Raw genomic sequence first — 13,210 nt, 5'->3', positions numbered from 1 at the left:
TTTATTATATCTTAACTAATAATATATTATAATAATAGCAACTAAATTAAAAAAGATTTTTATTTTCTAGGAGATAAAATGGGAAAATTTGTCAAACTAATCAAAGCTGGCTATATGGAAGGTGTTAGTGAACCTTGATGTAATGACCAAGGAGTAGCAATTCTGCCTTTTATTTATCAATATAATCAATACTGATTTCTATTAATTCATGAAACAAATCCATTATTAAACGGCAGATTACATCAAAGTTATGGAACTTTAACTGGTGGATGTGAACTAAAAAAAGATATCTTAACAACTGTTAAAGACGAATTAATTGAAGAAACAGGAATTAATATTAAAGATAAAAATAATGAAAGAGCAACAATTTATAATTTAGGTAGTTACTATGCTAATAAAACTAATATTAAAATTTGACATTTATTTGCGATTGATTTAAGTGATTTAGGATTAAATTTACAAGAAACTTATTATGGCAAAGGTGATGGATCAATTGGTGAAAAAGGAATTAGAGGTGTTTTTGTTAATGAATTTGATTTAGACAAAAGCAATGACACACTTGCATTAGCAATTTATGCTAAATTAAAAATCGAAAATATTCTTAATGATAATGAAAAATAGAAAGAATAAAAATGGAAAAAATTTATCAATTAAAAACTTTAGCAGATACTAAAACTATTGCTCAAGCAATTAGTAAAATTGCCAAAGAAAATCTTTATCTCTTACTGACTGGACCTTTAGCTAGCGGTAAAACACAATTAACAAAATTTATTGGTGTTGAACTAGGAGTAAAAACAGTTATTAGTTCACCAAGTTTTATTATTTTAAATCAATATCAAACAAAATATCCTTGAAAACTAATTCATATTGATGCTTATCGCTTAAATAAAAATACTGACTTTCAAGAATACTTTGAACTAACAGTTAATAATTTTTCAATAATTGAATGACCAGAAAAAATTACTTGAGATTTTACAAAATTAAAAACAATTAAGATTAATTTTCAATTAAAAAATCAGCAACGAACAATCACAATTACAACTAATAACTTAACAGAACAAGAAATTAAACCTTTAAATAAAAAAAATGTCTAAATTAAGCATTTATTAAAAAAATAATACAATTTTATTGTATTATAAATAAAAATACGATATCGTATCGTTATTTTTTCAAAAATTACAAGAAAGGAGACAGAAATGTCAAATAATAAAAATTTTTTAGAATCAAAAAAACAATTATATAAAAACTGAAAACTTTATGCTACTGCATTTGTAGTAATTGGAGTTGGATTAGGGGTTGGTTTAGGAGTAGGATTAAACACTACTTCACACAATTCAATTGTTCCAATCCCAACTGATCCAATAAAAGATAATAATATTAATAATCAAATTACAGTCGAAGCACAAGGTAATGTTTTTGATAATACAAAAAACTCTAATTTAAGTTATTATCATTCACAATTCACTCCAACAGGGATTTTTGTAACAAAATTATCAACAGTTAGCATTATTAGCCCAAAAACAAATAATGAACTTTATGCCTTTGTTGGTCAATGAGGACCTTACAAAAATTTAAATGATGGCAAATCATTAACTCCAGAAAAGATAACTTTAACTTCTGGTACAACAACATTTACACCAAATCAAGATGGAATCCTATATATTAGTAATCAAAGTTTTACTACTAATATTTCAGTAAACATTAATGTTGAAAATGGGATTAAAGTTCCAACTTTTAAAGTAAATGAAACAACAAGTGAAGAATTTAATCAACAATTAAATGAAACAAGTTCACCATTTGTTGAAATTATTGGTAATAACGTCTTTGGTACATTTCAAATTTCCTTAGCTAATGAATTATGAAAAAATAACTTAACAGCAATTAATAAAATAAATGATACAGTCAAAAATTGAGATGAAATTTATGAATTATCAAATTATACTAGTGGTTTAGGTTCAAATTTTGACGGTGTCGCAAAAAAATATCATAATAAAATTCAAATTGCTAATCCAGACAGCGGTGGCGGTTATGCTTATGCAACTAATGATTATATTAGTTTTCAAAATAATACTGGTGCCGGAAAAGGTTTATTTACTAGTGGAAAAAGTGATCAATGAGGACTATGACATGAAATTGGTCATACTTACCAAAATCCAGATTATAATTTTAGTGGCTTTGGTGAAGTAACAGTTAATATTAACTCTTTCTGAATTCAAGAAGCATTTGGTTTTAAAAATAGAATTTTTAGTGACAAAAATACAATTACTAATATTAAAAATTATATTAATTCAACTAATCCAGATAAAAAAATCACCGATTTAGATATTTGAGGTCGATTAGGAATTTTCTTACAATTACATATGGCTTATGGTAAGGAATTTTTCCCAACATTAAACCAAGAATATCGCCTATTATCTCCAGAAGAAAAACCAAAAACTGATGCTGAAAAATATCAAACTTTTATTAAAATGACTTCAAAAATAGCAAATCGTAATCTAATTCCTTTCTTTGAAAAATGAGGAATTCATGCTAGTCAAACAACAATTAATGATGTAGAACAATATCCAGAATTAACAAAAGATATTTGAAATAATATTTTTGATAACCATATTGAAACTAATGCAATTATTGATTATAACTTAAATAAATATAATCCTACTCTTGGTGTTCAAGTTAAACAAGACGCAATCCTTAACTTAAATTTTGGTGAAAAAGTTAATCATGAGAAAGCAATCAATGCTTTATCTAATATTAGTAACGATATGATAATTGGAACAATATCAGAACCAAACTGAAATTCAATTAATTGAAAAAACGAAAATATTACTAACTATTCTGGTGTTAATATTAGAGAACCAAATAAAACAGGTAATAAATATTTAATTCCAACAAAAATTACTACTAATAATTCAGTTAGAATTCTTGGCCTAGGAGATGTTGAAAATGGTATTTTTGGACTAAATACAGCTGAAACAAAATTATTTATTAATACTACAAATATTACGATTCATTCATACTTTAAAAATCAAGCTTATGTAGCAATTTCAGTTACTGATGAAAATGACAATACCATTTACAACATGACTGTTAATGGTGATGAAACAACAATGAAGTTTCAAGACTTAAATAACATTAGTTATAAAAATAATTATAAAATCAAATTCTGATTTGCTGAACCAACTCGTGGTTTATATTATGCTAATAATCGATGAAATCAAGTTAAAACTTTAGGTACTAATAACATTACTTTTGAAATTATTAATAACAATTTAATAAAACTATAAGATTAAAGAAGATGCTTAAAATGCATCTTTTTTTATTTTTTTTAACTTGAAACCTATTTTAGCAGAGTTATAATTAAAAATAGGAAAGGTTATTAGCGTGATAAATTGTGAAAAAATTATTATGTTTATTAGGAACTACTGCAATTTTAACATCAGCAAGTAGTGCTATTATTACGACAGCAGTAAAACCAACAGAACAAAAATTACAAAATAGCAAGCAAGTAAAATCTGCAGATAATTACATTCAGTTTACTAATTTAAAAAAAGAATATGATCAATTATCAGAAACTGAACAAAAAAACATTGCCATTGCAATGGCAAAATTACCAACATTAAACGATAATGAAAGAAATCAATATTTAAAAAATTCAAATATTACTTTTATTAAAAATAATAAAGCAATAATTGAAAACATGTATCTTTTATATAATTCAATTTCAAAAATGACAAAATCTGTTGTACAAACAACATATTCGTTAAATATTAATTGAAAAATGATAAATCAATTTATTAATTTAGATTTTGGTGATTCAAATAATTATACTCCAACAGTAAGTATGTATGGTCCAAGTCATTGATGAACAGCACTTTGAGATTGAGGATTTAAAGTTAATTTCCCAGAAGGTGATGTTAATATTATGCGCATTGTTAATTTACTATCTTCACTTTATAATGGGATAGATTTTGGTTCATTAGAAACAGTTCTTCAATCTGGTTATACTTTTTTTGATTACTTAATCAATATTGACAAGCATAGTAATGATAAAGCTGAAGTATTGTATAACATTGTTGTTAAAACTGAAACAGACTTCAAAAACTCAGGTATTCCATTTACTGACAAACTCTATAATATTTTTGATACATTTAATAGTATTTTACAATTTTATAAAGGACAAAATCTTTCAGAAACTTCTAAGGTAATTAAAGTGATAATTGAAATACCATTAAAAATGTCTCTTGAAGACATAGGGGCAAAATATTCTGATATTTTAACTAAAACAATTAGTATTTTAAATAATGCTAAAGCAATTTTAAATGATACTCTGCAAATTGTATTACCAAATATTATTTGAAACTATCTTAAAAAAGCAACTAAAGCAATGATAAAAGCAGATGAAAATCATAATGGAGTTAATATAAAGTTTCAACAATTTTTAATTCCAAAAGGATTTGGTGCTCAATAATGAAAAAAATAATTAGTTTTTTAACTTCATTGTCTGTATTAAGTACAAGCTCAACTATGATTATCTCATGTACTGAATCTTATGCTGATTGCTTTGATCAAAATGGTAAGAACGTCACTGATAAAGGCTCAGACCAAAAACAATGAAGTGATCTAACTTTAATGCAAATTAAAATGTTAACATTATCAAAATCAAAAATTCCAGATGCAAGCACTTTTCAAACAATGAATAATAAATCTTTAGTCGAACTAAATGAAAAGTATTTTAGTCAAATAATAAATAAATGAAATTTTAACTATGATTTTACATTTTTAATTACTAACTATCATTCTATTGACAGAGATGTTATTGGTCAAATGCAAACAAACAAACTTGCAGACAAAAATCCAGGAATATATTTATTTTTAAATTTACCAACAATTGATATTAACAACATTGAAAATGAACCAGAAATTAATTTTCAATTCTTATTTATGATTAAAGAAACTTCAGGAAAAATTATTGGCAATAACAATAATAATTGATTTTACTGAGTTGACCTAAATATAGAAAAATCTTTGCCAAATAATAATGATCTTTTTTTTAATTTCAATAAAGTAAAAACAAACGAACAACGAGTAGTAACAAATCCGAATCCAACTTATGAAGATTATTTTGACGAAAATGCTAAGAATGTCACTGATAAAGGCTCAGACCAAAAACAATGAAGTGATCTAACTTTAATGCAAATTAAAATGTTAACATTATCAAAATCAAAAATTCCAAATGCAAGCACTTTTCAAACAATGAATAATAAATCTTTAAATGAAACAATTAGTATTTTAAATAATGCTAAAGCAATTTTAAATGATACTCTGCAAATTGTATTACCAAATATTATTTGAAACTATCTTAAAAAAGCAACTAAAGCAATGATAAAAGCAGATGAAAATCATAATGGAGTTAATATAAAGTTTCAACAATTTTTAATTCCAAAAGGATTTGGTGCTCAATAATGAAAAAAATAATTAGTTTTTTAACTTCATTGTCTGTATTAAGTACAAGCTCAACTATGATTGTCTCATGTACTGAATCTTATGCTGATTGCTTTGATCAAAATGGTAAAAACGTCACTGATAAAGGTTCAGACCAAAAACAATGAAATGATTTAATTTGAGGAATATCAATAGCTATAATAACATTACCAAAAGCAAAAATTTCAAATGCAAATATTTTTCAAACGATGAATAATAAAACTTCAAATGAATTAAGTGAAAATTATTTTTATACTTTTGAAAAAAATAATTGAGACTTTAATTATAATTTTACTTTCTTAATTACAACTTATGATTCTATTGACAAAGATGTTATTAACGAAATGCAAACAAACGAACTTGCAGACAAAAATCCAGGAATATATTTATTTTTAAACTTACCAACAATAAATATTAATAATATTGAAAATGAACCAGAAATTGATTTTCAATTCTTATTTATGATTAAAGATACATCTGGAAAGATTATTGGTAATAACAATAATAATTGATTTTATTGATATGATTGTAATATGATTAGCATCTTACCAAATAATACTGAATTTTTCTTTAATCTCAAAGAAAAGATACTTCAAGAACGAGTAGTAACAAACTTTTATGGTGAATAAAAGAAATAAAAAATAGGAATGAGATAAAACTCATTCCTATTTTTATGATGGTCAACCACCAAAATAATGATTACCAACTCAATTAAAGTAGTTATCACCTAATAAATGAAGCGACTTATAAATAGTTAAAGTATCATAAGTTCAATTACCACTATCATAAGGTTGGTAAGGATTCAAAAAGGCAACTAATATTGTAAATAATATTAATAAACCAATGGCAATCGGAGTAAAAGCATAAAATACTGTTAACTGGCGATTATGATAACTTACTAAACTACCTAATAATCAGCCTGAACCAATGGCAATCATTCAATATAATAACATAACTGGGCTAAAGCCATAAAATATCATTCAAAATAAGATTAATCAAATGAAAGTCATAATAACTTTTGACATAATTTTTGTTTTAAATAGCTTGTAATTATAAATAATTGGAAACATTGCTCCAATTGAAATCAAACTTAAAATCATAAAACCATTTAAGATATTAATATGATCAACTGTTGTTTGAATGACTCCAGTTAAGAAAATAGCACCTAATCAAATAATAACTGCTTTTCATGTTCCATAAAAACCTTCAATATAACGACCAACTCGATAAAACATTCATAAAGATAAAAGTAAACTTAAAGCATCAAACTCAACAAAAGGATAAGTAATTCATCTTCAATATTGATTAGCACCATAAACAAGATTACGATCTGAAGCACCAAAAACTAAATGAATAACAGCGCTACTAACACCGGCATTAAAAGACCCTGAATTATTCATTAAAATTGTAAAAATAATATAACAAACAATTGGTAAAGCAAAGAATAGTCAAGTAACAATTAAATGAGGATTAGTTGATTTTAAAAGTGCATCTTTCAAAAAACGGCGATTTTGAAAATTAACTTTCTTTCATTTTTTTGCTCTTGGTGACTCATCTTCTGAATCATCATCAGCTTTTTCTGCTTGATATTCTTCAACAATTGTTGGATTAACTGTCTTAGTTATTGCTGGAAAAGGTTTCGCTAATTCTTTAATAATATTATTAGGAGTAGCAATAATAATATCCATTGCCGGAGAATGACGGAATTCATTTTGTCTTTCATCATTCAGAACAACAACTAAAACTTTAAAGTGATTATCAGTTAAAGCAAATTCTTTTTTTAAAGCAGTCAAAATTACATCATCTTTGACTTTAACTTCATTGCTATTAGCAATATGTTGTTTAATAATTTCAATTATTTGATATTTTTCACTTGCTTTATTAACCAAATAAACTTTTCCTTTTGCATCATCACGAAGTTTTGCCGGAATATTAAATGGTTGATAATTTTCAAAATTAATAAAATAATCAACTAATTGTAAACCTAGAACATCTAAAATATTTTCTTCCATTAATTGCCATTTTCCTTTCTTAATAATTTTAACCTATTTTGAAAAAAATCTGGTAATTCAGCAGTAAATACCATAACTTTTTTTGTTCTTGGATGTTTAAAAGTAATTTTATAAGCATGCAAATATTGCCCTAAATTACTATCTTCTACCGGAAATTTACTATATGTTGGATCATTAACAACAGGATGATTAATTCATTGAAAGTGAACTCGAATTTGATGAGTTCGACCAGTTTCTAATTGACAAGATACTAATGAGTAATTATTAAAAGTTTCTAAAACTTTAAAATGAGTAATTGCTGCTTTAGCATTTGCTTCATTCACTGCCATTTTACGACGATGAACTTTATCACGAGCAATCGGAGCATCAATTGTTCCTGATTGTGCTTTAATTTTACCATGAACTAAAGCAATATACTCACGAATTATTTCATGGTTTTTTAATTCTTGAGCTAAAAAATAATGACTTTGATTATTTTTTGCCACAATTAACAAACCAGTTGTTTGTTTATCTAAGCGATGAACAATACCTGGTCGTGATTCTTGATTGACTGAAGACAACTCTTTCATATTAAATAATAAACCATTAACTAAGGTATTATCAAAATTACCTGCTCCTGGATGAACAACTAAATTATTTGCTTTATTAATCACAATAATATCATCATCTTCATAAATAATATTAATAGCAACTGGTTTTGCTACTAAACCATTTTCATTAGAATTATTAATAATATTAATCACAACCATATCACCAGTTTTTAATAACTGCTTTTGACTTGCAGCAACTTTGTCATTAACTGTCACTTGTCCTTGTTTAATTAAATTAGTAATAAAAGTTCGCGAATAATTTTGATCTTGTAATTGTTGAGCTAAAAACTTATCAAGTCTAGTTTCAGAAAGATCTTGATATTGAAAACTAAACTGTTTTTCGTGTTGCTTCATGTTCTTCTTTGTTTACTTTCTTAGTTTTTCGTGTTGCTTGTTTTTCTTTATGATTATAAACAAAATTTTTAATTAAACTAACAATTATTGCAATAACAATAATACAAATACCAATTGTTACCATCATATCAGCAAGATTAAAAATTGTATATGGTTTAAACAACTCCCAATTCAAAAAGTCAATCACACCGCCATGATTTAAAAAGCGATCAATGAGATTACCAATTGTTCCTGCAAGAATAAAAACAATTCCTACGATATGACTTGTTGTGCGACTAAAAGTTCATCAAATTAATAAAATAAAAGCAACAATAAAAGCAATTGTAATTAATAAACTCGTTTTACCCTGATTTAAACCAAAAGCGGAACCACCATTAATAACATATTTAATTGTAATAAATCCAGGCATAAATCAATCTGGATGAGGTTCATCTAAAGTTAAATTTTGTTTAACAACTAATTTTATTACTTGATCAAAGACAATTAAAAGCATTAATACGACAATCGTAATAATTTTTGCTTTTATTTTTCAATTGTAATTAGTAAAATGATTTTTTACTTTAACTTTAAATTGCTTCATAATTGCTTTTTAATTTTCCCTTTATTTTTTCTTAGCTAATACTTGTGAACATCGTTGACAAACATCAGTTACTAAACTTGAATAAATTAATCAACAACGAGGACATTTACTTCCTTGTTTTAAGGAAACAGTAATTTCTGCTAAATCACTACTATAAGTTGTATTAATATTATCATTAGTTCATTTTGCTGAGCTAACAATTAATAATTTTTCTAAATCTTTGGCACTAATTTCACTTAATAGCGGATTTTCTTGCTTTAATTTAATTACAACATCTGATTCTAAAGTATTTTTAATAATTGCTTTTGTTTGTGCTTGTGATATTGCTTGATTAACATCCGTTCTCAATTTTAAAAAGGCATCTCATTTTGTTAAAAGTGCTTTTTCTTGCTTAATTTTTCAAGGTTGTGGAAATGATTGTTCCATAAGTGAAGTCTTTGCTTGATCTCATGATGTTTGGTTTAAACTTTGAAATGCTTCTTCACAAGTATGAGGCAAAATTGGACTTAATAAACCAATTAATGAAGTAAGAATGTAAAACATTGTTGTTTGAATTTGTCTTCTTCTAATATCATTAGCAAGATTCAAATATAAAATATCTTTACTAATATCACAATAAAACGCTGATAAATCATTAGTAATAAAGTTTAATGTTTCTTTATAAAAATTAATAAAATCATAATTTTGATAAGACTGATGACTAAGTTTAATCAAATTATTTAATTTCACCAAAATATATTGATCAACTTCTGCTAAAGTTTCAAAAACTTGCTCAAACTGCTTATTAATAATACTTTTAAAATTAAAATCAAACAAATTACCTAATAAAAATCTTAATAAGTTACGAATTTTACGATAATTTTCACTAATTTGTTTTAAAATTTCTGGCCCAATTGCTGTATCATCTTGAAAATCAACACTAGCAACTCATAAACGTAAAATATCAGCACCATAATTTTGACAAATACTTGACAAAGTAATTGTATTACCTAATGATTTAGACATCTTATTACCTTTTTCATCATTAACAAAACCGTGAGCCAAAGCTGTTTTATAAGGACTTTGATTAGCATTAACAACACCAGTAATTAAACTAGAATTAAATCAACCACGAAATTGGTCATTACCTTCTAAATATAAATCAACCGGTCAAGGTAAATCATTATTTTTGATTACTGCTAAATGAGAAACACCACTATCATATCAAACATCCATAATATCAGTTTCTTTTGTAAAAATATTATTAGGACTATCTTTATGTTGATAGTTTTTTGGTAATAATTCTTGTGCTGATTTTTGATATCAAATATTGCTACCTGCTTTTGCAAACAAATCAGCAACATGATTAATTACTTTACTATCTAAAATTGCCGTCTTTTTTTCAGTATAAAAAATTGGAATTGGTACTCCTCAAATTCTTTGGCGCGAAATACATCAATCGTTACGATTTTTAATCATTAATGTTAAACGTTTTTTACCTCACTCAGGTAAAAAATCAACTTTAGTAATCGCTTTTAAAACTGTCGGTTTCAAAGTTTTAATCGCAATAAATCATTGTCAAGTGGCACGATAAATAACTGGTTTTTTCGTTCTTCAATCATGAGGATAAGAATGAATAATACCATTACTTGATAATAAATTATTTTTTGCTTTTAATCGATTAATAACTAATTCATTAGCATCATCATAAAACTTGCCAACTAAAGTATCATCATTAATAGCTTCTGTATATTTACCTTGATCATCAATTGGAATATTAATTTTAATTTTATGTTTTAATGCCAAATTAAAATCATCAACACCAAATCCTGGAGCAATATGAACAATCCCTGTTCCTGACTCTAAATTAACATGATCACTATGAACAACTGGAGTTATTCTGTCATATAACGGATGCAATACTTTTAAACCAATTAAATCTTTACCTGAAATTTGTTTAATAATTTTGTAATCTTCAATCTTATTAGTTTTAACAAAACTAGTTAGCAAATCAAGTGCTAAATAATACTTTTTCTTATCAACTTTAATTAAAACATAAGTAAAATTTTCATTTACTGCTAACATTTGATTAGCCGGAATTGTTCATGGTGTTGTTGTTCAAATTACTAAAGCAGTATTAGCATCTTTAGCCAAATTAAAAGCAACAAAAATTGCTCAACTCTTCTTATTAATATATTCGATTTCTGCTTCAGCTAAAGCACTTTCACTACTTGGTGATCAATAAACTGGGTATAAATTACGATAAACTAATTTTTTTTCAATCATTTTAGCAAATAATCTAATTTGTTCTGCTTCATAATTTTGATCAAAAGTATAATAACAATCTTTAAAATCAGTTAATAATCCCAATCTTTGAAATTGAATTTTTTGACTAGCAATTTGTTTTGTCGCATAAGTTTGACATTTATCACGAAATTCATTAATGGTAATTGCTTTACGATCAATGCCACTATTTGTCACAGCTTGCTCAATTGGTAAACCATGAGTATCTCAACCAGGAATATAAGGAGCATAATAACCATTACTATTATAATAGCGAACAATCATATCTTTTAAGATTTTATTTAAAGCATGACCCATATGTAAGTCACCATTAGCATAAGGTGGACCATCATGCAAAATAAAAGGTTTACCGTTTTTATTTTTTGTTATTAATTTTTGATAAATTACTTTCTTATTTCAAAAATCTTGAATAATCAATTCTTTTGCTGGTAAATTAGCACGCATTTCAAAATTAGTTTGTGGCATAAGTAATGTATCTTTATAAGATTCTTTATGATTTTTGTTCATTATTACTCCAGTTAAATCAATATTTATTAATTAATTATAATTGTAATTTAATCATAAATAAAGCATTTTATTATTAATAAAAAATAATTATTAACTTATTTCTGGGTTGAATAAAAATATTTCCGGATTGCTCCTAACAATTCCTTTTTGAGAAATATTTTATGTTACCTACCTTTCATTTAAACATAAAAGTCTCTTTCTTACTCCAAGCACTCCCAAAATCAAAAAGAAAATCTGTTAGTCTTTTCAATTCATATAATTTTAAAAAAATATTAATAATATTATGAGCAGAGAAGGAGAAACTCATGACTAAAAAAGATTTAACTAGTATTTTTTTAAACAAAAATTGAATTATTAATGAAACACCAAAAGCAGTAGCAATTACTGCTCCACAAAATTATTTTACAAGAAAAAATAACGATAAAATGGTAATTTGATTTTCAAAATCAAGTGTTTCTAATTCAATTAAATTTGAAAATCGAATGATTGTTTGAATTGATCTTAATAAAGATTATCAAATTATTACCCTTGATAGTAATAATAAAGAAATCGCTAAAACTGCAATTTCAGGACAAGAGCTACATCAAGAGATTAAAGCAACAATCAATCAAATGAAAGAAAATTATTTAGCAAAGAAAAAATAACTTTATTGAAAATTAAAACTGACAACTTAATAAAAATTTCATTAATTATTGGTACATTAATGAATTTAAGGGGCTAGTAACCCTAACCAAGAGCAATACTAGCATTAAAGTGCTATAGTCCCACAAGACAATAAACTATACTATTAAATTATTAGCAAAAATCAATTAAAAAACTATTAAAACATTTATTAATTACAACAAAACTCAAAAATAAACAATTCTCAAAAACTGATTTGTTTTAGTCAGTTTTTTTTATTTACAAAAATTTTAAGAAAGGAGGTGATAATAATGAAAGACAATAAAGAACAATTCATTCGCACTCATGTTAATGGAATTAATAACAACAAATTAAAGAATGATAAAAATAATGACAATAATAAGAAAAAACGTTAAAAAGATTTATTAAAAATCAAGAGTAATGATTATCATTACTCTTTTTTACTTTTATAAAGGTGGGGGTAAATATGTCAATTAATGAAATTATTAAAAAACATTTACCAATTACTAAACAAAAGTTACCAAAATCAACAGCAAAAATTAATCATTGTCAAGCTAAAGATTATGAACATTGCTCAGAATGCAACGAAAATAAATTTAAACTTTGCAATGAAAAATTAATTTTTTGAAAGATCAAACAAATTAATGAAATTAGGTGACATTTATATTTTAAATGTCAAAAAAATCATGAAATAACTAGATGAATAATCATTGATAGTAAAAATGTACTTGTTGGTTATGTAAAAAACTAAAGGAGGTTAA

The 13,210-nt window shown here is 25.3% G+C and carries 12 protein-coding genes; 8 read left to right on the top strand and 4 right to left on the bottom strand.

The genetic code is table 4. The features are described 5' to 3' along the window. Positions 1-78: 78 nt before the first annotated feature. The 6 genes from LT335_RS03485 (at position 79) to LT335_RS03460 (ending at position 6,110) form a co-directional block, all read left to right on the top strand. A complete protein-coding gene (locus LT335_RS03485; RefSeq protein WP_249728709.1) occupies positions 79-621 on the top strand; it encodes a hypothetical protein in 543 nt (180 codons plus the stop codon). 11 nt (positions 622-632) lie between these two features. Then, entirely contained in the window at positions 633-1,094 is a 462-nt protein-coding gene (gene tsaE / locus LT335_RS03480; RefSeq protein ID WP_249728708.1) for a tRNA (adenosine(37)-N6)-threonylcarbamoyltransferase complex ATPase subunit type 1 TsaE, read from the top strand. Between the two features lie 102 nt (positions 1,095-1,196). Continuing rightward, entirely contained in the window at positions 1,197-3,284 is a 2,088-nt protein-coding gene (locus LT335_RS04625; RefSeq protein WP_249728707.1) for a M60 family metallopeptidase, read from the top strand. Between the two features lie 107 nt (positions 3,285-3,391). Beyond that, entirely contained in the window at positions 3,392-4,468 is a 1,077-nt protein-coding gene (locus LT335_RS03470) for a hypothetical protein (protein WP_249728706.1), read from the top strand. After that, on the top strand, positions 4,468-5,463 hold the full coding sequence (locus LT335_RS03465; protein WP_249728705.1) for a hypothetical protein: 996 nt from the start codon (positions 4,468-4,470) through the stop codon (positions 5,461-5,463). The genes LT335_RS03470 and LT335_RS03465 overlap by 1 nt, the downstream gene beginning before the upstream one ends. Then, positions 5,463-6,110 carry a hypothetical protein gene (locus LT335_RS03460; protein ID WP_249728704.1) on the top strand — a complete coding sequence of 216 codons (648 nt, stop codon included), beginning with the start codon at positions 5,463-5,465 and terminating at the stop codon, positions 6,108-6,110. Before LT335_RS03465 ends, LT335_RS03460 begins: the two co-directional genes overlap by 1 nt. 42 nt (positions 6,111-6,152) lie before the next feature. On the opposite strand, the gene LT335_RS03455 is transcribed toward LT335_RS03460, so the two are convergent. From LT335_RS03455 to ileS, 4 genes are read right to left on the bottom strand one after another with little or no spacing between them, the layout of a single operon-like run. After that, complete coding sequence (locus tag LT335_RS03455; RefSeq protein ID WP_249728703.1) at positions 6,153-7,493, bottom strand: rhomboid family intramembrane serine protease; 1,341 nt, start codon at positions 7,491-7,493, stop codon at positions 6,153-6,155. After that, a complete protein-coding gene (locus tag LT335_RS03450) occupies positions 7,493-8,437 on the bottom strand; it encodes an RluA family pseudouridine synthase (RefSeq protein WP_249728702.1) in 945 nt (314 codons plus the stop codon). The genes LT335_RS03455 and LT335_RS03450 overlap by 1 nt, the downstream gene beginning before the upstream one ends. Next, on the bottom strand, positions 8,412-9,017 hold the full coding sequence (gene lspA, locus LT335_RS03445) for a signal peptidase II (RefSeq protein ID WP_249728701.1): 606 nt from the start codon (positions 9,015-9,017) through the stop codon (positions 8,412-8,414). The genes LT335_RS03450 and lspA overlap by 26 nt, the downstream gene beginning before the upstream one ends. A 21-nt stretch (positions 9,018-9,038) precedes the next feature. Then, a complete protein-coding gene (gene ileS / locus LT335_RS04620) occupies positions 9,039-11,807 on the bottom strand; it encodes an isoleucine--tRNA ligase (protein WP_249728700.1) in 2,769 nt (922 codons plus the stop codon). A gap of 305 nt (positions 11,808-12,112) precedes the next feature. On the opposite strand from ileS, the gene LT335_RS03435 reads away from it, so the two are divergent. After that, positions 12,113-12,451 carry a hypothetical protein gene (locus LT335_RS03435; RefSeq protein WP_249728699.1) on the top strand — a complete coding sequence of 113 codons (339 nt, stop codon included), beginning with the start codon at positions 12,113-12,115 and terminating at the stop codon, positions 12,449-12,451. 464 nt (positions 12,452-12,915) lie between these two features. Continuing rightward, positions 12,916-13,200, top strand: coding sequence for a hypothetical protein (locus LT335_RS03430; RefSeq protein WP_249728698.1), 285 nt, complete (start codon positions 12,916-12,918; stop codon positions 13,198-13,200). Positions 13,201-13,210 lie beyond the last annotated feature (10 nt).

Source organism: Spiroplasma attinicola, assembly GCF_023509825.1.
In the GTDB taxonomy this organism is placed as follows: domain Bacteria; phylum Bacillota_I; class Bacilli_A; order Mycoplasmatales; family VBWQ01; genus Spiroplasma_D; species Spiroplasma_D attinicola.
This window is presented reverse-complemented; position numbering and strand designations above follow the sequence as displayed.